This is a genomic window from Metabacillus herbersteinensis, assembly GCF_042433335.1.
GTDB classification, from domain to species: Bacteria; Bacillota; Bacilli; order Bacillales; family Bacillaceae; genus Metabacillus; species Metabacillus herbersteinensis.
This window is the reverse complement of sequence record NZ_JBHLVO010000008.1, coordinates 140,215-161,596: the sequence shown is the minus strand read 5'-3', so window position 1 is coordinate 161,596 and position 21,382 is coordinate 140,215. Positions and strand designations below refer to the sequence as shown.

Sequence of the window (21,382 nt, the reverse complement as noted above, 5' to 3'; positions counted from 1 at the left end):
AATTTATCTCTTCATTTCGAGGTTTTGTCAAAAAGCTTTTACATTAAAAAAGAATGTTAGCGGACATCCATGCATAAAGTGTATTAACCATGCACAAGTATCACCAAAGATGAGGGAGGTCCTTATGGATATCTTAAAGAAAATTGAAATGTACAGAGAAGATGAACAGCGACTGAAGTGGGAGGGAACCTTCAGAGAGTATTTAGAAATTATAAAAGAAAAGCCTTGGGTTGCCCAATCAGCTCATTCACGGGTTTACAATATGATTAAAGATTCAGGAATTGAAGAAATAGAAGGAAAAAGAAAATATAAGTTCTTTGATCATCAATTATTTGGGTTAGAAGATGCGTTAGAACGATTAGTTGAAGAGTACTTCCATCCAGCTGCAAAAAGGCTTGATGTTCGCAAGCGAATTCTCCTTTTAATGGGACCTGTAAGTGGTGGTAAGTCAACGCTTGTTACAATTCTAAAACGGGGTTTAGAGAACTACACTTTATCAGAAAGAGGGGCCGTTTTTGCGATTAAAGGATGTCCTATGCATGAAGACCCATTACATTTAATTCCGATCCACCTTCGAGAGGATTTTTTCAAAGAGTACGGTATTCGTATTGAAGGAAATCTGTCACCTTTAAATTTGATGAGACTCGAGCAGGAGTATGGCGGTCGAATTGAAGATGTACTAGTGGAACGAATTTTTCTTTCTGAAGATAAGCGTGTTGGTATTGGTACATTTAGTCCCTCTGATCCAAAATCACAGGACATTGCTGATTTGACTGGTAGCATCGACTTCTCAACGATTGCAGAGTTCGGTTCTGAATCGGATCCAAGAGCGTACCGTTTTGATGGTGAGTTAAACAAAGCAAATCGTGGGATGATGGAATTTCAGGAAATGCTAAAATGCGATGAAAAGTTTTTATGGCACTTACTTTCATTAACGCAAGAAGGGAACTTCAAGGCTGGAAGATTTGCCTTGATTTCTGCAGATGAATTAATTGTTGCCCATACAAATGAAACTGAGTATCGCTCGTTTATTTCTAATAAAAAGAATGAAGCGCTTCATTCTCGTATTATTGTAATGCCTGTTCCTTACAATTTAAGAGTTACTGAGGAAGAAAGGATTTACGATAAAATGATTAATGAAAGTGATGTATCAGATGTTCATATTGCACCACATACATTAAAGGTTGCTGCAATGTTTACGATCTTAACTCGCTTAAAAGAGCCAAAACGCGGTGACATTGATCTTGTGAAAAAAATGCGTCTATATGATGGTGAAAGTGTTGAAGGGTTCAATCCAATTGATGTGAATGAATTAAGGAAGGAATACAATGATGAGGGCATGAGCGGAATTGATCCGCGTTATGTAATAAACCGAATTTCCTCAACCATCATTCGAAAAGAAATCCCATCGATTAATGCACTAGACGTTCTTAGAGCGTTAAAAGAAGGATTAAACCAACATGCATCAATTTCAAATGAAGACCGTGAGCGATATTTAAACTTCATTTCTGTAGCCAGAAAACAGTATGATGACATTGCGAAAAAAGAAGTACAGAAAGCGTTCGTTTATTCGTATGAAGAGTCTGCTAAAACGTTAATGGATAATTATTTAGATAATGTTGAAGCGTATTGCAATAAAAATAAGCTTCGTGATCTTTTAACAGGTGAAGAAATGAGTCCGGATGAAAAGCTAATGCGTTCAATTGAAGAGCAAATAGGCATCTCTGAAAATGCAAAAAAAGCTTTTCGAGAGGAAATCTTGATTCGTATTTCTGCTTATGCTCGTAAGGGAAAACGCTTCGATTATAACTCGCATGAACGCTTACGTGAAGCGATACAAAAGAAGTTGTTTGCTGACCTAAAGGATGTTGTTAAGATTACGACATCATCTAAAACCCCAGATGAACAGCATTTGAAGAAAATAAATGATGTAGTTGCACGTTTAATTGATGATCACGGATATAACTCAACATCTGCGAACGATTTGCTTCGTTATGTAGGAAGTTTATTAAATAGATAGACTTAAGTCAGAGCGTCAGACTAAACTGACGCTCTTTAGGTTTGTATGTAGATAGAAAAGGGAAATGGTAAAAAAGGGATAAGGAGATGATCTTAAGTGAAACCCGAAAAGAACCAACCAGACAATACAATGATTCGCAACATGAAGGATCTTGTTAAACACTCAAAGGTAATGGAACATATGAAGACCAATCAAGAAGTAGAGAAGAGTGGGAAAAGTCCTGACCCACAGCAACATAGCCAAGAAAAGTCTCCACGCTAAATAATGCGTAGAGGCTTTCTTTTTCAATATCTTTTGTAATATATAGTATAAATTGGGAACTTGTCTTATTTTTGTTTTAAGAGCCTAATTATCGAAATTTTTTGTCAATAAACAGAATCTATCGCATAGGATAAAGTAATCCAAAGAAATAGAAGATACAAATGTCTTAATTTTATTCATCCACGTTAGTGTATGCTTATTAGTTGTAAATTGTGAAATGTTTTTTTAAAAAAAGTTTGGAGGGGGTAGAAAATGTCTGAGGAAAATCAGCACAGCTTTGTCATTTCAAACGAAGATTGGTCCCTCCACCGCAAAGGCCATGATGATCAAGTGCGCCATCAAGAAAAGGTGCAAGAGGCGATTAGGAACAATCTTCCAGATTTAATCACAGAAGAAAGCATTATTATGTCGAATGGAAAAGATGTTGTGAAGATTCCGATTCGCTCACTAGATGAATATAAAATTCGCTATAATTATGATAAAAACAAACATGTTGGCCAAGGGGATGGAGAAAGTAGTGTAGGAGACGTTGTTGCAAGAGATGGTTCACCAGGAGAGAAAGGACCAGGCAAAGGTCAAGGTGCGGGTGATCAAGCTGGTGAGGACTATTATGAAGCCGAAGTATCCATGATGGAATTGGAAGAAGCGTTGTTCCGTGAACTGGAACTCCCAAATCTGCAGCAAAAAGAAAGAGACGAGATTGTTATTGAAGACATTGAGTTTAATGATATTAGACGAACTGGCTTAATGGGTAATATTGATAAAAAAAGAACGATGTTATCAGCGTATAAACGCAATGCAATGACAGGCGCCCCAAGTTTTCATCCGATTTATCCTGAAGATTTAAAGTTCAAAACATGGAATGAAATTGTTAAACCCGAATCTAAGGCTGTCGTCATAGCGATGATGGATACAAGTGGTTCGATGGGTATATGGGAAAAATATATGGCCAGGAGCTTTTTCTTTTGGATGACAAGATTCTTGCGAACAAAATATGAAACCGTAGAGATTGAATTTATTGCACACCATACCGAAGCAAAAATTGTTACAGAAGAAGATTTCTTTTCAAAGGGAGAAAGTGGAGGTACCATTTGCTCATCGGCATATCGAAAAGCGCTTGAAGTAATTGATGAGAAGTATCATCCCTCTAGGTTTAATATTTACCCTTTCCATTTCTCAGATGGAGATAACCTCACTTCAGACAATGCTCGCTGTGTAAAACTTGTTGGAGAGCTCATGAAGGTCTCAAATATGTTTGGTTACGGTGAAGTAAATCAGTACAATCGTCACTCAACGCTAATGTCCGCATACAAAAATATCAATGATGAAAAGTTCCGCCATTATATCCTCAAACAAAAAGTCGATGTATTCCAAGCGATGAAGAGTTTCTTTAGGCAAGAAGAGAAGCAAATGTATGCTTGAAGTTATAGTCCAGCTAATAAGCTGGGCTATATTTATGTTTAAATAAACGTTTGTTTAAGACTAAGTAAGTAAACGTTTTCGTAAATTTAAAATAAACTATTGACTAATTCATTAAACCCTAGTTATAATGAAAGCGTAAACAAAAAGTAAACGTTTACTCGAGGAGATCATATGACACCAACTATCAAAGATGTTGCAAAAAAAGCGAATGTCTCAATTGCAACCGTATCTCGAATCTTAAATAATAAACCTGGTTTTACACCTGAAACAAAGCTGAAAGTTCTCAAGGTCATTGAGGAAATTGGTTATCAGCCGAATGGTATGGCCCGAGGGTTAATCAATAAAAAAACACAAACGATTGGTGTTATTTTTCCGAACGTATCTAACATGTATTCTGCAGAGGTTTTAAGCGGGATTGAGGATGCTGCTCATGAGGATGGATCAAGTGTGATTGTTTGTAAGACTGATAGTAGTATGGAACGCACAATGAAGTATTTACGCGTTTTAGCTGAAAAAAGAGTCGATGGAATTGTGTTTGCAAGTGAAATGATTAAAGAACCATTTTATAAATTCATGCAGGATGTGAAAATTCCTGTCGTACTATTATCTTCAATTTCCTATCAATACCCAATTCCATATGTGAAAGTGGATGATCGGCATGCCGCCTATACTGCAACTATTTACTTAATAGAGCAGGGACATAAAAAGATCGCGATGATTTGTGGAGATCGTAATGATTTAATAGCAGGTATTCCAAGAGTAGAAGGTTATAAAGAGGCTCTACAGCATAGTGGAATTTCAGTTATTGAAGATTACATTATCAATGCAAATGGGTTTGCTTATCATAACGGTCAAGAGGCAATGGATGAGATTCTTGTGAAGAAATTAGATGTAACAGCGATTTTTGCGAGTAGTGATGAAATGGCACTTGGTGTGTTAACGACGGCTCACCAAAAAGGAATAAAGATTCCAGACGATTTTTCTGTAATGGGTTATGACGATTTAAAGCTTGCTCAAATGTCAATCCCGCAGCTTACAACTGTCGCTCAGCCCCTATATAATATGGGCAAGTCAGCAGCATCAATGTTATTTGAGATGATTGCAACTGGTGAGCAGGTTCAAAGTAGAATTATGCCACACAGTATTATCAAGAGGGATTCTGTTAAAGAAAGATTATAGTTTTCAATTTTTTTTAGGGTTTTACGTAAACGTTTACTAAGAGGCTTCATTCTTAAATTGAACTAGAATTTTTTTCTTCTGACAAGTAAACGCTTACTAATGTACGAAATTAAATTCAGGGGGTATTTTAAATGTTTAAAAAAGTGTCAATGGGTATTTTGAGTCTATCATTAGGTGCTTCACTTTTAGCTGGTTGTGCAGGTTCTGGTGAAGATGCGGACGGTAAGGTTACGTTAGAACTGTTCTCTAATAAAGCAGAAAGCATTGAAACATACAAAGGATTAATTAAAGAATTTGAAGAGAAAAATCCTGACATAAAAATTAAGTTAGATGCTCCACCTGAGGCAGAAACGGTTTTAAAGACGCGTTTAACGAAAAATGATTTGCCTGACTTAATGTCGATTGCAGGGAATGCAACATATGGCGAATTAGCTCGTGCTGGAGTTTTGAATGACTTCTCAGATTCAGAGTTACTTAAAACAGTCCAACCTTCATATGCAGACATGATTGGCCGATTAGTTGGCCCTGAGGAAGAAGGAACGTTTGGTCTTCCTTACGCTACAAATGCAAATACTGTGATTTACAATAAGCAGAAGTTTGAAGAGCTTGGCTTAGAAGTTCCAAAGACATGGGATGAGTTTACTGCAGTTTTGGATAAAGTGAAAGAAGCTGGAGAAATTCCGATTTACTTTACGCTTAAAGATGCTTGGACAGGAATGATTTCTTGGAATTCATTAGCTGCTAACATCGCTGGTGAAGATTTCGCAGAAAAGAAAAATGCTGGTGAAGCTACATTCGTAGACAGCTATGATGAAGTAGCTGACAAAATGCAAACTCTAGTAGAATATGGTCACAAAGATAATATGGGTGTAGCTTACGGTGATGGAAACAATAAGTTTGCTCAAGGTGAAGGGGTTATGTATATCCAGGGTAACTGGGCAATTCCTGAAATTTTAAAAGCAAATCCTGACGCAGAGCTTGGAGTATTCACTATGCCTGTTACAAATGATCCAGCACAAAACAAACTTGTATCTGGTGTAGATGTGTTGCTTACAATTAATGAGGATACTGAACATAAAGAAGAAGCTATAAAGTTTATTGAATTTATGATGAATGAAGAAACAGCAAAACGATATATCGATGAACAAAAGGCTTTTTCAGCAATTGAAGGTGTATTCCAAGAAGATCCAGTGTTTGAAGGAATTAAAGAAAACTTTGAAACAGGAACAATTACAAGCTTCCCGGATCATTACTATCCAGCAGGAATGGGCGCTGAAAATATTGTACAAGAATTCCTAAACAAAAAAGATAAAGAAGCTTTCTTAAAGAAAATGGACAATGAGTGGGAAAAAGTACAAAATCGCTAATCTATATAGAATGCGGGCATCCTAATAAGGTGCCCTATTCTTCTTAAAAGGAGAGAACCTAAAGATGAATAAGAAAAATAAAACATACTTAATCATTGCGATACCTGCTTTCATCCTTTTCTTTATTTTTCATACTTACCCTGCACTTCAAGGGATTTTTTATAGCTTTACAAATTGGAAAGGGTACGGAAATTGGGACTTGGTAGGCTTGAAAAATTATATAAATGTGTTTAAAGATGATCGTGCATTGGATGCCTATGGCTTTACATTCAAGTTTGCGATACTTTCAACAATTCTCGTGAACATTTTTAGTTTATTAGTGGCAATGGGGCTGAATTCAAAAATTAAATTTCAGAAGACACTCCGTGCAATTTACTTTTTACCTTATATTTTAAGTATTTTAATTGTCGGATTTATCTTCAATTTTATTTTCACACACTTCTTACCTGGCATTGGCGAAACCTTAGGTGTTGATGCACTGTCTAGAAATATCTTGGGTGATCCTGACCTTGCTTGGATTGGGATTGTTATTGTAGCTGTTTGGCAGGCAATCGCCTTTAATACAATCCTCTATCTAGCGGGACTAGTGACGATTTCTGAAGATTTATATGAAGCAGCAAGTATTGATGGAGCTAATCAGTGGACAAAATTCTGGAAGATTACCTTTCCATTAATTGCACCATTCTTCACAATTAACATGGTTTTAGCGATGAAGGGCTTCTTAATGGTATTTGATCAGATTGTCTCTTTAACTGGCGGAGGTCCAGGTACATCGACTGAATCAATTTCATTACTCATTTATCGTGGTGGATTTGAAGGTGGACAATTTGCTTATCAATCAGCAAATGCGGTTATTTACTTTATCGTTATCGTCGTTATTTCTATTGTGCAGCTTAGAATCCTAGAAAAAAGAGAGGTGGAAAACTAATGATTAACAAAAAAAATAATTGGTCAGTTACCACTCTTCTAATTTTAGGAACATTATTTATCTTAGTGCCAATGTATTTAACGATAACGATTGCGTTTAAAACACCTCAAGAAATGGCTGGAAATCTGCTCGCTTTGCCAAAGTCATGGTCACTTGATAACTTTACACAAGCAATTGAAATGACAAATTTCTTTAACGCCTTAGGAAATAGTGCGTTTGTTACAGTCTTCGTTGTCATCTTTACGGTTCTTACGAGTTCATTAGTTTCGTATGCAATCGCTCGGAATATGCACAAAAGGTTCTATAAATTTTTATTTTATTACTTCGTTAGTGCAATGTTTATTCCGTTTCCAATTATCATGCTCCCAATTGTAAAACAAACAAGTGCATGGGGAATGGACAACCTCGTAGGTTTAATTATTCTTTATATTGTATTTAACTTGTCATTTAACGTTTTCATTTATGTAGGTTATATACGCTCAATACCAAAAGAGCTTGAAGAAGCAGCGGTGATGGATGGGGCAAGTACATGGGGTGTTTTTTGGAAAGTAATTTTCCCTTTGCTCGCGCCAATGAATGCAACTGTTGCAATCATCACATGTTTAGGTGCTTGGAATGATTTCATGCTTCCTCTTGTTCTATTAAGTGACAGAGATATGGCTACACTACCTTTGGTACAATATATCTTCCAATCTCAGTTCAGTACGGATTATAATTTAGCCTTTGCTTCTTATTTAATGGCTCTAGCTCCAATGATCATTGTTTACATTTTTGCACAGAAATGGGTTATTAGCGGGGTTATGAAAGGTTCAATTAAGTAATAAAACTTCTATAGGAGTGAGTCAGCATGAATAAGACCTGGTGGAAAGAAAGTGTTATTTATCAAATATATCCTAGGAGCTTTAATGACAGTAATGGTGATGGAATTGGTGATTTAAAAGGAATTACCGAAAAGTTAGATTACCTAAAGGAATTAGGGATCGACGTCATTTGGCTTTCTCCAGTTTATCAATCACCTAACGATGACAATGGCTACGATATCAGCGATTATCAAAATATCATGGATGAGTTCGGAACCATGAAGGATTGGGAAGAGCTTTTAGCGGAAGTTCATGCACGTGGCATGAAGTTGATTATGGATTTAGTCGTTAATCATTCTTCAGATGAACATGCGTGGTTTGCTGAATCAAGAAAATCCAAGGACAATCCATATCGTGATTATTACGTTTGGAGACCTGGGAAAGATGGTGTTGAACCAAATAACTGGGAGTCAGCTTTTAGTGGCTCGGTGTGGGAATATGATCAAGCAACTGAAGAGTACTTTTTGCACATCTTTAGCAAAAAGCAACCAGATTTGAATTGGGAAAGCCCAGAACTTCGTAATGAAGTTTATAAAATGATGACATGGTGGCTTGATAAAGGAATAGACGGTTTCCGAATGGATGTTATTAACTTTATTTCCAAGGTTCCTGGGTTACCAGATGCTCCTAACCAAGAAGGTAAGCAGTATGTTTCAGGTGGAGAGTATTTTATGAATGGACCTCGTATTCATGAATTTCTCTATGAAATGAATCAAGAAGTGCTATCTAAATATGACATCATTACTGTAGGTGAAATGCCCGGTGCAACTGTAGATGATGCAAAACTGTATACAGGTGATGATCGGGAAGAATTGAATATGGTGTTTACTTTTGAGCATATGGACCTTGATTCTGGACTAAATGGAAAGTGGGATTTAAAACCGCTTGATTTACTCGATCTAAAGGAAAATATCACAAAATGGCAGGTTGGTCTTAACGGAGTTGGCTGGAATAGCTTGTACCTTAACAATCATGATCAGCCACGAATGGTATCACGATTTGGTAATGACAAGGAATACAGGGTAGAATCAGCTAAAATGCTTGCGACATTCCTGCATATGCTTCAAGGAACCCCTTATGTTTATCAAGGTGAAGAAATCGGGATGACGAATGTTAAATTCGATTCAATTGATGATTATCAGGATATTGAGATTCGAAATATGTACAGAGATAAGGTCATCCAAGGTAACGAAGATCATGACAAGGTAATGGAATCAATTTACGTGAAGGGTCGCGATAATGCGAGAACGCCATTTCAATGGGACGAAAGCGAAAATGCGGGCTTCACATCTGGCAAGCCATGGTTGAAAATAAACCATAATTACAAAGATATCAATGCAAAGCTAGCTGTTGCTGATTCAGATTCAATTTATCACTACTACCGTCGACTTATTGAACTTCGAAAAAAGAATTCAATCATTGTATATGGTGAATATGAATTAATTATGGCAGAGCATCAACAGATTTTCGCTTTTACGCGAACCTATGAAAATGAAAAACTTCTTGTTATTACAAACTTTAGCGGTGAAGAAGTTATGTGTGACCTACCAAATGACATAGTAGTATCAGAAGACAAGCTTATGATAAGTAATTATAAAGAAGCTACTAACTCAACAGGTGCTTCATTTACTTTACGTCCATACGAAGCGAGAGTTTATAAATTCAACAGTCTATAATTGTGAAAACACAGGTCATCAAGTTGTGACCTGTGTTTTTTAAAAGGACAAAAACTATAAAATTAAGAGGTGATACAATGAATAAAATGTGGTGGAAAGAAGCGGTTGTTTATCAAATTTATTGGCGTAGTTTTTATGATACAAATGGCGACGGTTATGGTGATCTTCAAGGTGTTATCGAAAAACTAGATTATATCAAAGAGCTCGGTATTGATGTTATTTGGTTAAATCCTTTTTATGAATCACCTGATCGTGATAATGGCTATGATATCTCCAACTACTATGAAATGATGGAGAAAGCGGGAGATATGGAAACCTTTGAAACACTTGTGAAAGAGATTCATGCTCGTGGTTTAAAAGTTATCATGGATCTAGTCGTTAATCATACATCAGATCAACATCCATGGTTTTTGGAATCGAAATCTTCAAAAGATAATCCAAAGAGAGATTGGTATATCTGGGAGGATAGCAAAGAGGGAGGAGCACCAAGTAACTGGCGGTCCTATTTTACTCCATCCACATGGAAATATGATGAAGGTACGTCTCAATATTATTTTCATTCATTTGCAGTAGAGCAGCCAGATCTGAATTGGAAAAACGCTGATCTACGTGAGGAAATCTATTCGATGATGCGATTTTGGCTTGATAAGGGCATTGATGGATTTCGAATGGATGTTATCAACCTGTTGGCTAAACAAGAAGGTTTCCCAGATGCTAAAAACCCAACAAATATTGATTATCTCGCCAACAACCCTGGTATTCATGAATACTTACAGGAAATGAATCGCGAAGTTCTCCAGCATTATGATGCTATGACGGTGGGAGAAATTCCATTCGTAACTCCTGAGGACGGTTTGCTATATGTCGGTGAAGATCGTAATGAACTAAACACTTTGTTCCATTTTCAAGTAGCAGATGAAATGCCTACTTGGGATATGTTGCGTTATAAAGAAATTCAGCGTCTTTGGTACGAAGGGTTGAAAAATAAAGGATGGAACTCTCAATTTTTAAATAATCATGATCATACACGACAGGTTACACGCTACGGAAATGACGGAGAGTACAGGGTGGAATCAGCGAAGTTGTTAGCAACAATGATTCATACCTTACCAGGAACAGCATATATTTTCCAAGGTGAAGAAATTGGAATGACAGGTGTGCGTTTGCCTTCAATTGAAGATTACGATGACATTGCAATGAAAAACAAATACAAAGAAGAAATAGCTAAGGGAAGAGATCCACAGGAAGTATTCGAGAGTCTTCTACTCCTAAGTCGTGATAATTCAAGAACACCAATGCAGTGGAACAGTCAGGAGCAAGGCGGATTTACAAAAGGATCACCTTGGATAAAAGTGAACCCTAACTATAAAGAAATAAATGTTGAGCAGGCGCTAAGCGATAAAGATTCAGTTTTTTATTACTACAAAAAACTGATTTCTCTTCGTAGGACCCATGAGGTTATGGTTTATGGTGATTATCAGGATTTATCTGAAAAAGACGAGAATCTCTATATTTATAAACGTTCATATAACGGAGTCAAATGGCTCGTTCTATTAAATCACTCAGATATAGAACAAGTAGCTTCACTGCCTGATGATTTCCAAAGTGATCGAAAGCAGTTAATCATAGGTAATTATTCAAATAAAAGATCCATTAGTTCTGAAGTGTCCATTACATTACAACCATATGAAGCAAGAATTTATGAAGTGAAAGAGAGTAGCTGAGGATTGAATAGCTCTCTCTTTTTTCATTATTATTAAACAAGAGTTTTACGATCAAAACCACTGAAATCCATGGATTTTTACTTAAACAAACGTTTGTTTAATGAATAACTTTGTTGGTATCACTTCATACTAAGTAATAAAGAGACAATTCGGAGGAAGGTATGAACACCCTAATCATCTATGCACATCCCTCAAAAGAAAGTTTTAACTCAAGTATAAAAGACCAAGTTATTAAAGAGCTTCAACGGAAAAAAAATGAGATTAAGATACGTGATTTATATCAATTAAACTTTAATCCAATATTAACTGAAGACGACTTCACGAGTTTTGCTCAGAATAAGGTTCCGAAGGATGTACAGGCAGAACAAAGTGCCATTTCATGGGCAAATCATCTAGTATTCATTTATCCAACATGGTGGATCGGAATGCCGGCGATTTTAAAAGGATATTTTGATCGAGTGTTTACAAATGGTTTTGCATTTCGACACTCAAAGGATGGTCCACAAGGATTATTAAATGGAAAAAAAGTGATCATTATTCAGACAACAGGTCAGCCCGAGCAATATCTAAAGCCTAATCAACTAATTTCTGCAATGGAAACGTCAGTCGATGTAGGGATTTTAGATTATTGCGGTCTAGAAATTCTCACACACAAGTTTCTTTATTCTGTTCCATATGTAGATAAAGAAACAAGAGAGAAGATGTTAAAGGAAGTTACAGATTTGACTGAACTACTCTAGGGCTCAAGTGCTCTAGAGGTTTTTTAAAAATAAAGTGAAGGATTTTTGAACAAGGAAAGCTATTTAGACGAATCGATACTCCGAGAAATTGCAGCCAAAATACGATAAATCGACAGCACAGGCGATTTTAAAATAGAATTAATAAAACGAGGTAGTCACAATACCGAAATCTGTCAAAGAACATCGAATCATCGAAAATGCATAGATTTATTGATTTCGAGTTAACGCAAGAAGAGATGACACAAATTCATTCATTAAACCGTGACGAAAGAATTGTAACCGATTCTGATAATTTTAATTTCTGATACAATTTACCAAAGAAGGAGCTAGGTATTTGGCTTCTTCTTTTTTATTTGGTAAATCTATAAAATATTGGGTGAACAGACAAATTGTGAGATTAATTGTTTTATATCGCCAAAATTCTTACTTTTGTTACATACTTTTACGCAATTTTACATTAATTTAATAACTGCTAAACATTCTTACGTTACCTTTAGTATTGTGTGACAAAAAGATAACAATTTTAGGAGGAGAATCATGAGGCAAGTAGCTATTAAGAAGTTTTTTGTTTTGGTTCTTATTTTTTCGTTAATTGTTCCATCGCTTTTAACTAGTTTTGCTCCACAGGCTAGTGCAGCAGGTGAATCTATTGCTGATGCAATTGCAAATAACAGTGGTAGTGGAACTGTTGAAGGGTATATTGTAGGAACTACAACTAATGGTCCTAACTATAAAACAGAAGGACCTTTTACCGTAGCTACTAATATAGCTATTGCAGACTCCGCTACAGAAAGAGATTCAGTTAAAATTCTACCTGTACAGCTTCCAACTGGAAGTATTAGAAGTGTACTAAACTTAGTTGATAATCCTCATCTATTAGGTGCGAAAGTTAAATTGACCGGATCTTTGGAAGTTTATTTTGGTGTTCCAGGATTAAAAAATTTAACTGATTTTGAAATCCTAGAGTCTCAAGACCCTATTGAAGAACCTCCTACAAACACTGAGCCCGGCACAATCGCTGAAGCTCGTTCAAAAAACGGCCAAACAGTAACGGTTGAAGGAATCGTTACAGCAGATAACTCAGCTATTGGCGGTGGAAAGCTTTCAACTTATATCCAAGACGAAACTGCAGGAATTAACGTTTTTGCATTTGATGGCTCTACTTTTCCTGATTTAAAAGAAGGACAATCTATCAAAATTACAGGTAATATTACTTCATATAAAGGGTTAACTGAGATTGTACCAAGTGCAAATGGTATTGAAGTAATTTCAGAAGGAAATGATCTTCCACAACCAAAAGAAATCACTTTGAAAGACTTAGCTGCTTCTGAAACAGCAGAACCATTAGAAGGACAACTTGTTAAGGTAGCTGGATTCGTAAGCAGCGTTCCTAGCAGTCCAGCAGGTGGCGGTTACAATGTAAGTATTATAGATCAAGATTTTAATAGTACAACAGTTCGTGTGATGACAGAAACGAATGCAATAGATGCAATTGAAGAAGGAAAATGGTATGACTTCACTTCAATCGTAAGTCAATATGATTCTTATCAAGTATTACCACGTAAGGCAACTGACATCGTTGCATTAGATCCACAACCAGAAGCTCCACAATCAGCTGGTGAATATACTTCTACAGTAAAAAGCGTAGTTGATGGGGATACAATTCATTTAGAAACTCCTGTATTAGGTACTACAAAAGTACGTTATGTGAATATGGATACACCTGAAACGTATCACACTCCTGTCACACCAGAAGACGAAAGTCAAAAGTTCCATGGTGAACAAGCAAAAGCATACTTAAATGAATTATTACAACCTGGAGACGAAGTAATTGTAAAGGTTGGCGAAGAAGCAACTGATACGTATGGACGCCTTTTAGCTCAAATTATCCGTAAAGAAGATAATGTAAACACTAATCTTGAAATGGTTAAACAAGGATATGCTTCGACTTATTTCATCTGGCCGGTTGGTGATATGGATGAATATGCACAGTACCAAGCTGCTGTAAAAGAAGCAAAAGGTAATCAACTTGGAATCTGGAATCCAGAAAATCCACTTGCTGAGCTTCCCTTTGAATTCCGAGCAAGAGAAGAAGGAAAAGGTTTATTAAGATACGTTGGTAACTCAGAAACAATGAAATATGTTTCTCCTGAAAACTTTGAAGAAGTACCAGTTGAAGCACGTGTTTTCTTTGCAAGTACAGAAGAAGCTGAAGCAAATGGATACACAGCTGTTAGTGAAAACCCAACTGAAAATTTATTACTTCAATTATTAAGCATAAACGATTTACACGGAAAAATAGATCAAAGTTATACATTAGATATTAATGGTGACAAAGTAAACGATGGCACTTACGGCCGAATGGACTATGTTGCTGCTTATCTAAATGATCGCAAGCAAGATAACCCTAATACTTTATTAGTTCACGCTGGAGACATCATTGGTGGAAGCTCACCAGTTTCTGCTCTATTACAAGATGAGCCGACCGTTGAAATCATGGAAGCAATTGGTTTTGATGTAGGTGTTGTCGGTAACCATGAATTTGACGAAGGTTTAAGTGAATTACAACGCATTATTAAAGGTGGAGACCACCCGAAAGGCACAGAAAACTATGATGGTCAAAACTTCCCATTATTATGTGCAAACTGTGAATACAAAGCAACTGGTGAAGATGTTTTAGAACCATACTTTATCAAAGAGGTTGACGGAGTAAAAGTTGGATTTGTTGGAGCAATCACACCAACAACAGCTGGTAAAGTGATTCCTGATGGCATTAAAGATATTAATTTCACAGATCCAACTGCGGGTGTTAACGAAGCAGTGGCTGAATTAAAGGAACAAGGCGTAAAATCTATCGTTGTATTAGGTCACTTAACAGCATCTCAAAATGGAGATTCAGTTACTGGTGAAGCAGCAACATTAGCAAACGGTGTAGATGATGAAGTTGATGTAATATTTGCTGGTGATAATCACCAAGTTGTAAATGGTACAGTTGATAATAAATTAATAGTTCAAGCTTGGGAATACGGGAAAGCATTAGCAGATATTGACTTAGAAATTGATCGTACAACAGGAGATATCGTTAAGAAAACAGCTGAGATCGTATATGTTGATCAAAGTAAAATCGATGCAGACCCTGTTGTTGCAGAAATTCTTTCTAAATATGAAAACCGAGTAGCGTCGATTATTAACGAAGTGGTTGGTCAAGCTGCAACTGCTATTGAAGGTGGCTACGGAGTTAAAGGCCCATTCGGTGATAACGCTCTTGGTAACTTAATTGCAGATGGAATGGCTGCAGAAATGAACAGTGATTTTGCATTAATGAACGGTGGTGGAATCCGTGATAACCTGAACGCGGGTGATATTACGTGGGGCGAGATTTTCAACATTCAACCGTTCGGAAATGTTTTAACAAAGCTTGAAATTAAAGGCGCTGACCTGTTCACGATCATGAAAGCACAGCTTTCTACTCAATATGGTCCAGACTATAGCATTAGTGGTTTTACGTATAAATATGATCCAGCTACTCTTGAAGTAAAAGACATTACATTAAAAGATGGATCAAAAATTGATCTAGAAAAAACCTATACAGTAACAGTAAATAACTTTATGGCAGCTGCAACAAGTGGCAAGTATGGTCCAATCGGATTACTTGGTAAAAATCCTGTAGTAGGTCCTGAAGATCTTGAAGCAACTGTAAATTATGTAAGAAGCTTTAACGAACCAATTTCTTATGAAGTTGAAGGTCGTATTTCAGATGACTTTGTAGCACCATCTATAAACATTACACTTTCGACACCTGACTTAGAAGATGGAACATATTCAAAAGAAGCTCTAGTAACTTTAGAAGCAACAGACGAAAGTGCTGGTGTTGCAACAGTTGAATATAAGTTAAACGATGGCGAATGGATAGCATATTCACAACCATTCACAATCAGTGAAGCTGGTGAAACGATCATTTCTTATCGCGCGAAAGATAAGGTTGGAAATGTAGAAGAAACAAAAACAGCAACAGTAATGATTAAAGTTTCAGAGCAACCAGAAGAACCAACTCAACCAGAAAACTTGGAAGATTTAAAAGAAGCTGTTAAAAGTGCAGATGTGAATAGAGGAGTAAAAACATCAATCCTTGTTCACATTGTAAGAGCAGAATTGAATTTTGAACTGAGCAAACAGGTTCGTTTCCTATCTCACTTCTTTGAACAAAGAGGATACGAGATTCTTGAGGATCTTAACAAAAAAGTGAAAAAATATCCTAAGAACGTCATGTCAAAAGAAGATAAAAAAACAATTACTGAAGGCATTCAATATGTAATTGATAACGAGACTGAAACAAATTAAATTCCAAGTATGAGAGCCTCTACATTTAGTAGAGGCCTATTTTACGAAGAAACAAGAGTGCATGGTATAATTTAACTATTAAAATAAAGTGTGGGGGATTATGTGAAAAAGCTATCATATGTGTTCATTTTATTTGGTGTGTGTTTTATAGGTTATGCTGCATGGCAGATGGTTAATAGTAATCTTCAAACATCTCAATCTCTAGAGAGCGCAAAGGCACTAGTTAATGACTCCCCTGATCAAATGCAATATTTAGACTCAGGAACGTATAAACCCCCAGTCGGCGAAGCAGTAGGGATTCTAGCCATTCCAAAACTTAATGCAGAACTCCCTATCGTCGAAGGAACAGACCCTGATGATCTTGAAAAAGGAGTCGGTCATTACAAAGGTAGCTATTACCCAAATGAAAATGGACAAATTGTCTTATCGGGTCATCGAGATACTGTATTTCGTAGAGCGGGAGAGTTAGAGATTGGTGATTCTCTTCAAATACTTCTTCCATATGGAAAATATGAGTACGAAATAACGCATACGAAGATCGTAGAAGCAGATGATACATCCATTATTACCCTTCAACAAGAAACAGAAGAATTGTTACTTACAACATGCTATCCATTTAGTTATGTAGGTAACGCACCACAACGATATATTATCTATGCGAAAAAGAAAGTGGAAAGTGAGTAAGCTTCGTTTTAAAAAAGAGACTGATCAAAAATGAATGATCAGTCTCTTTTTCATCACTCGGTTCAAAAAATACTTCTTATGAATCCATATTAAAAAACTATTCCCCCATCAACCGTACCATATCACTTGGAACAGGAGCTGAAATTTCAAGTGATTCTCTAGTAATGGGGTGTATTAAGGAGATTTTTGCTGCATGAAGGGCTTGACGATCAATCAAATTTTTACTACCACCGTACAATGTATCGCCTATAATTGGATGTCCAATGTGACTAAGGTGGACGCGAATCTGATGAGTTCTACCTGATTCTAGCTGCAATGAAAGTATTGAGATATCTTCTTTAGGAAGATAGTCTATTACAACATAGTTTGTGATGGCGGGCTGTCCATTTGGTGAAACTCTGCGACGTGTAGGGTGGTGTCGGTCGCGACCAATTGATAACTCAATCCGCTCTTTTTTACGTTTTACTTTACCGCCCACAGCTGCTAAATATGTTCTTTTCACAGTTCGATCATGCAATTCTTTGTCTAATATTGCGTGAGCTAATGGATTTTTAGCAAAGATAATCGCTCCAGAAGTATCACGATCAAGGCGGTGGATGTGACTTACTTTTATTGATAGTCCATTCATCTGAAAATGAGAGGCTAGGGCGTTTGCTAGAGTACCTATCTGACCTTGCTCATTCGGATGTGTATCAATACCAGCTTGTTTATTTAAGATAACGAGATGATCGTCCTCGAACAATACATCAATCGTTTGGTATTCTGGCGTTACCACGTACTCCTCGTCTTGAAAAATGCGTAGAAGTAAACGGTCATCTTTGCTTAAAAGATGATTTACATCTGCATGCTTATCATTTTTCCTTATCGCATTGTTCTCTTTTAGTTTTTGAATTAATGGTTTAGAAGCACCAATTTTTTCAGAAAGTACGTAATGGATCGTTTGATTCTCCCAATCCTTTACAACATTCCATTCGAACCATTCACCTTTTTTTCTCATCTATTTCACCTGTTTTATGACATTAATACACAAAGACTTTTCTGGACAATTCGGCTCATGCGTCTTTGTTTACGTAAACTAAGAGTATACCTAACCTTAGTTGGATGTACAATCTAGAAACGGAAACACTTACCTCTCCAATGTGGATAAATGTTGTGGTATGCTAGAAAAGTATTAGAAGGAAGCACGTTAAAAGGGTGATTTTTTTGAAAGTTGTAGTCGCTTCGACAGAAGAACAAGAGAGTCATATCGAAGAACTTGTTGCTCAAATGTATACAGGTATTTTTCCGATGTATTTCTCAGATGAAGAAATAGAAGAATTACATGAACAAGCTGTATTAAGACCTCGAACTGAGGATTCAGCTTATAATGGAACATTAAAAGAGGCATTTCAAATTATCTCTAGCTTACAAGCACTTATCGCGTTGTTAGAGAACTTAAATGACAGTGATCGTAAAATATACCGAAGTATGTTTGAACGAAACACACGCATTTTAAATGAGTATGGTTATTTTTTTCCATTTTCTTTTGATCAGTTTATTGCAGCAACTTATCGAGAAGGTATGTTTAGTCAATATGTAAAGCCTGCAAATCAATTTTTGATTTAGCAGGGGGCACCACATTATGTTAATGTGGTGTTTTTTTGTTGTTAAGGAAATTATAAAATTTTTGAACTGTGGATAACGTTTCTGCATCCAGCTCCAGCGCCTAGCCCCGACGCACAGGACGTGCTAGTGCAGTCAATGCGACAGGATGTCGCGTTTTTGACTGCCTCGAGGTCATAAGTCAATTCTAAATTGAAGGCAAAGAACGCCTTCTATTAAAAATCGTCTTATGCTATGTCTGAGGCTGAAACAGGCGCCCTGCGCTTTTTATGCAAAAACAAATCTAAGATATTTTTTAATTGCTTTGTTGCAATAATTTAATTTTGCTTGTTTTCGTGTATAAGTAGCTCTGTATTCAATATTGAAATAACTGGAAGCCTTTACAACTTGTTAGATTATCTGACGCATTTTCTGATATGTCAGAAAAATTTTCTTGAAATCATTTGATTTGATGTTAGAATAGTTAACATCAAGTATGGTGAATTAAAGCAACAAGTTACCGTTATTCTCAGGTGAAATCCGAGATAGGGATAAATCCAAAAGCAAGTTAGCGGGTAACCTAAATTACATGAATTCTTAAAAAGAAAGGATGACAGCCGATGGGAAATGGAAAAGTATATTTAGTTGGGGCTGGTCCTGGTGATGAGGAGTTAATCACAGTAAAGGGGTTGGCAGCGATAAAAGAAGCTGAAGTCATTTTATATGATCGACTTGTAAACCCGAGACTGTTAGAGTTTGCGTCATCTGAATGTGAACTCGTTTATTGTGGAAAGCTGCCTCATCGTCACTTTTTAAAACAGGAATTGATTAATGATCTTTTAATTGAAAAAGCATTGAAGGGGAAAAATGTTGTTCGATTAAAAGGTGGTGATCCAGGTGTTTTTGGAAGAGTTGGAGAAGAAGCATTAGCACTAGCAGATCACAATATTGAGTTTGAAATGATTCCGGGAATTACATCGGGTTTAGCGGCACCTTTATATGCCGGAATTCCAGTCACGCATCGAGATTATGGAGGTTCTTTTTCAATTGTAACAGCCCATGACAAATCTATAGATGGCAGGCCTTCGATTGATTGGGAAGGGCTAATAAGAGGGAATGAGACGATCGCCTTTTATATGGGTATTGCCAATTTGGAACATATTTGTGAAAACCTCATGAAGAATGGAAAGTCACCTGAAACACCAATTATTTTAATTCAATGGGGTACTTGGGGTAGACAAAAAACGTTGGAAGGAACGCTTGCAACAATTGTAGGTCTAGCTGAAATGCAAAGATTTCGCAATCCAGCAATTACGCTAGTTGGAGAAATCATAAAAATACGAGAAAAAATTAGCTGGTTTGAAAAGAAACCACTTTTCGGACGACAAGTCTTACTAATCCGAACGGGAACAGATGAAAGTGACCTAGCAAAAGAGTTAAGAGGGCAGGGTGCGGACGTTGTTGAATTTCCTAAATGGAGGAAAAGGTCAGTAGAAATTGATCAACTAATTCTTAAACAAATAGACACTTACGATAGAATTTTATTTACATCATCAGAAAGTGTTGAAGAATTCTTTGAGATTCTGTATAAAAATAAAATTGATATCCGAAAAATTAAGGGTGAACTATATGGAAAGTCAACTAAATCGAAAAAGGCAATAGAGAGATACGGTGTTTTTTCAAAAGTAGAAAGCGATATGGGGGATGAAGGAAAACTTCTAATCATTGGCGATCGCAACGACATGAGACCAATCGATAATCAAAAAGCTGACTTCCTCATAACAAGTATAAAAGAGACAGACGAAAATTTTATTTCAATTAGTAAACGAACATTTGAAGAAGCAACTTTTGATACGATTATTCTTCCGAGCAGCTTTTCAGTGAATACATTTCTGGGGAATCTCGAAAAAATCGAAATAGATCAAGAAGAGTTCTTAAAGAGTGTCAGGATAATTTGTATGGGTAAGAATACGTGGAAAACAGCTGAGAGTTTTGGACTTCTGCCGAATGATATGCCAGACTTTCCTTCAAATAAAGAGTTAATTAAATGTTTGATTAACAAAGAAACTTACAGTTATATATAAGAAAAAAGAGGCGAAAAGCTCACCTCTTTTTTCTTATACATTTTTATTCACTCTTCCACTCAGTTAAAAGGTTCTTAAACGTAGCTTCTTCTTGGTAACCTTCTACACGTTCTACTTCTTGTCCATCTTTAAAGTGAATAAGAGTAGGTGTTGATTGAATCCTGTAAGTATTCCAACCATCTTCGAATTCCAATAAATTAAATTGGTTAATATCTACCCCGGCCTCATCTGCTACAGGCATTAAAACTGGAGTTGTTTGTTTGCAATACTCACAAGTTGGACTGTAAAAATATACGGTGAAGTCCTCTTTGTCTTCCCCTTTTTTCTCTAGATCTTCAGGAAGTATTAAATTCTGATAGTTCGGATCATCAAGTTGATCGATTGTTGCTGGCTTTAAGTCATCTTTGCCGTAAGGATTACCTTCCGCTTGTTCTTTTTGCTGATAGGTTGTTACGAATGCTAGTCCACCGAATAATACGACGATAATTGCTCCGAATATGAGAAGTTTTTTCATA

The 21,382-nt window shown here is 36.5% G+C and carries 16 protein-coding genes and 1 pseudogene; 15 read left to right on the top strand and 2 right to left on the bottom strand.

The window, feature by feature from the left end; translation table 11 throughout:
- Positions 1–124 precede the first annotated feature (124 nt).
- The 13 genes and pseudogenes from ACFFIX_RS12135 (at position 125) to srtD (ending at position 17,202) form a co-directional block, all read left to right on the top strand.
- The gene (locus ACFFIX_RS12135; RefSeq protein ID WP_378934247.1) at positions 125–2,020 is read left to right on the top strand and encodes an ATP-dependent protease PrkA; all 1,896 of its coding nucleotides are present in this window, start codon (positions 125–127) and stop codon (positions 2,018–2,020) included.
- Between the two features lie 96 nt (positions 2,021–2,116).
- On the top strand, positions 2,117–2,281 hold the full coding sequence (locus tag ACFFIX_RS12130; RefSeq protein ID WP_378934245.1) for a hypothetical protein: 165 nt from the start codon (positions 2,117–2,119) through the stop codon (positions 2,279–2,281).
- Between the two features lie 252 nt (positions 2,282–2,533).
- A complete protein-coding gene (gene yhbH, locus ACFFIX_RS12125) occupies positions 2,534–3,703 on the top strand; it encodes a sporulation protein YhbH (RefSeq protein WP_378934243.1) in 1,170 nt (389 codons plus the stop codon).
- Between the two features lie 171 nt (positions 3,704–3,874).
- On the top strand, positions 3,875–4,882 hold the full coding sequence (locus ACFFIX_RS12120) for a LacI family DNA-binding transcriptional regulator (RefSeq protein WP_378934241.1): 1,008 nt from the start codon (positions 3,875–3,877) through the stop codon (positions 4,880–4,882).
- 131 nt (positions 4,883–5,013) lie between these two features.
- A complete protein-coding gene (locus ACFFIX_RS12115) occupies positions 5,014–6,249 on the top strand; it encodes an ABC transporter substrate-binding protein (RefSeq protein ID WP_378934239.1) in 1,236 nt (411 codons plus the stop codon).
- 64 nt (positions 6,250–6,313) lie between these two features.
- Positions 6,314–7,177 (top strand): carbohydrate ABC transporter permease, encoded by an 864-nt coding sequence (locus tag ACFFIX_RS12110; protein ID WP_378934237.1) that lies wholly within the window; start codon positions 6,314–6,316, stop codon positions 7,175–7,177.
- 2 nt (positions 7,178–7,179) lie between these two features.
- The gene (locus ACFFIX_RS12105) at positions 7,180–7,998 is read left to right on the top strand and encodes a carbohydrate ABC transporter permease (protein ID WP_378934274.1); all 819 of its coding nucleotides are present in this window, start codon (positions 7,180–7,182) and stop codon (positions 7,996–7,998) included.
- 26 nt (positions 7,999–8,024) lie between these two features.
- Positions 8,025–9,713, top strand: coding sequence for a glycoside hydrolase family 13 protein (locus tag ACFFIX_RS12100; RefSeq protein ID WP_378934235.1), 1,689 nt, complete (start codon positions 8,025–8,027; stop codon positions 9,711–9,713).
- Between the two features lie 77 nt (positions 9,714–9,790).
- On the top strand, positions 9,791–11,437 hold the full coding sequence (locus ACFFIX_RS12095) for a glycoside hydrolase family 13 protein (RefSeq protein WP_378934233.1): 1,647 nt from the start codon (positions 9,791–9,793) through the stop codon (positions 11,435–11,437).
- 161 nt (positions 11,438–11,598) lie between these two features.
- The gene (locus tag ACFFIX_RS12090) at positions 11,599–12,177 is read left to right on the top strand and encodes an NAD(P)H-dependent oxidoreductase (protein ID WP_378934231.1); all 579 of its coding nucleotides are present in this window, start codon (positions 11,599–11,601) and stop codon (positions 12,175–12,177) included.
- A 145-nt stretch (positions 12,178–12,322) separates the two neighbouring features.
- Positions 12,323–12,482 (top strand): annotated as a pseudogene (locus tag ACFFIX_RS12085) (aldo/keto reductase); the annotation flags it as partial.
- Positions 12,483–12,714: 232 nt separating this feature from the next.
- On the top strand, positions 12,715–16,518 hold the full coding sequence (locus tag ACFFIX_RS12080; RefSeq protein WP_378934229.1) for a DUF6359 domain-containing protein: 3,804 nt from the start codon (positions 12,715–12,717) through the stop codon (positions 16,516–16,518).
- A gap of 102 nt (positions 16,519–16,620) precedes the next feature.
- Complete coding sequence (gene srtD / locus ACFFIX_RS12075) at positions 16,621–17,202, top strand: class D sortase, LPxTATN-specific (RefSeq protein WP_378934227.1); 582 nt, start codon at positions 16,621–16,623, stop codon at positions 17,200–17,202.
- Positions 17,203–17,299: 97 nt separating this feature from the next.
- On the opposite strand, the gene ACFFIX_RS12070 is transcribed toward srtD, so the two are convergent.
- Entirely contained in the window at positions 17,300–18,199 is a 900-nt protein-coding gene (locus ACFFIX_RS12070; RefSeq protein WP_378934225.1) for an RluA family pseudouridine synthase, read from the bottom strand.
- Positions 18,200–18,396: 197 nt separating this feature from the next.
- Here ACFFIX_RS12070 and ACFFIX_RS12065 point away from each other — a divergent pair, with 197 nt between their 5' ends.
- Positions 18,397–18,807 carry a DUF5365 family protein gene (locus ACFFIX_RS12065; RefSeq protein WP_378934223.1) on the top strand — a complete coding sequence of 137 codons (411 nt, stop codon included), beginning with the start codon at positions 18,397–18,399 and terminating at the stop codon, positions 18,805–18,807.
- A 596-nt stretch (positions 18,808–19,403) separates the two neighbouring features.
- A complete protein-coding gene (cobA, locus tag ACFFIX_RS12060) occupies positions 19,404–20,867 on the top strand; it encodes a uroporphyrinogen-III C-methyltransferase (protein ID WP_378934221.1) in 1,464 nt (487 codons plus the stop codon).
- Between the two features lie 43 nt (positions 20,868–20,910).
- Here cobA and ACFFIX_RS12055 read toward each other — a convergent pair whose 3' ends face one another.
- Positions 20,911–21,381 (bottom strand): thioredoxin family protein, encoded by a 471-nt coding sequence (locus ACFFIX_RS12055; protein ID WP_378934219.1) that lies wholly within the window; start codon positions 21,379–21,381, stop codon positions 20,911–20,913.
- Position 21,382: the final 1 nt, after the last annotated feature.

Excerpts from the sequence above, each read along its gene's own strand:
- ACFFIX_RS12135 (WP_378934247.1), top strand. The coding sequence starts at position 125 with ATGGATATCTTAAAGAAAATTGAAATGTACAGAGAAGATGAACAGCGA.
- yhbH (WP_378934243.1), top strand. The coding sequence starts at position 2,534 with ATGTCTGAGGAAAATCAGCACAGCTTTGTCATTTCAAACGAAGATTGG.
- ACFFIX_RS12120 (WP_378934241.1), top strand. The coding sequence starts at position 3,875 with ATGACACCAACTATCAAAGATGTTGCAAAAAAAGCGAATGTCTCAATT.
- ACFFIX_RS12115 (WP_378934239.1), top strand. The coding sequence starts at position 5,014 with ATGTTTAAAAAAGTGTCAATGGGTATTTTGAGTCTATCATTAGGTGCT.
- ACFFIX_RS12110 (WP_378934237.1), top strand. The coding sequence starts at position 6,314 with ATGAATAAGAAAAATAAAACATACTTAATCATTGCGATACCTGCTTTC.
- ACFFIX_RS12100 (WP_378934235.1), top strand. The coding sequence starts at position 8,025 with ATGAATAAGACCTGGTGGAAAGAAAGTGTTATTTATCAAATATATCCT.
- ACFFIX_RS12095 (WP_378934233.1), top strand. The coding sequence starts at position 9,791 with ATGAATAAAATGTGGTGGAAAGAAGCGGTTGTTTATCAAATTTATTGG.
- ACFFIX_RS12090 (WP_378934231.1), top strand. The coding sequence starts at position 11,599 with ATGAACACCCTAATCATCTATGCACATCCCTCAAAAGAAAGTTTTAAC.
- ACFFIX_RS12080 (WP_378934229.1), top strand. The coding sequence starts at position 12,715 with ATGAGGCAAGTAGCTATTAAGAAGTTTTTTGTTTTGGTTCTTATTTTT.
- ACFFIX_RS12070 (WP_378934225.1), bottom strand. The coding sequence starts at position 18,199 with ATGAGAAAAAAAGGTGAATGGTTCGAATGGAATGTTGTAAAGGATTGG.
- cobA (WP_378934221.1), top strand. The coding sequence starts at position 19,404 with ATGGGAAATGGAAAAGTATATTTAGTTGGGGCTGGTCCTGGTGATGAG.
- ACFFIX_RS12055 (WP_378934219.1), bottom strand. The coding sequence starts at position 21,381 with ATGAAAAAACTTCTCATATTCGGAGCAATTATCGTCGTATTATTCGGT.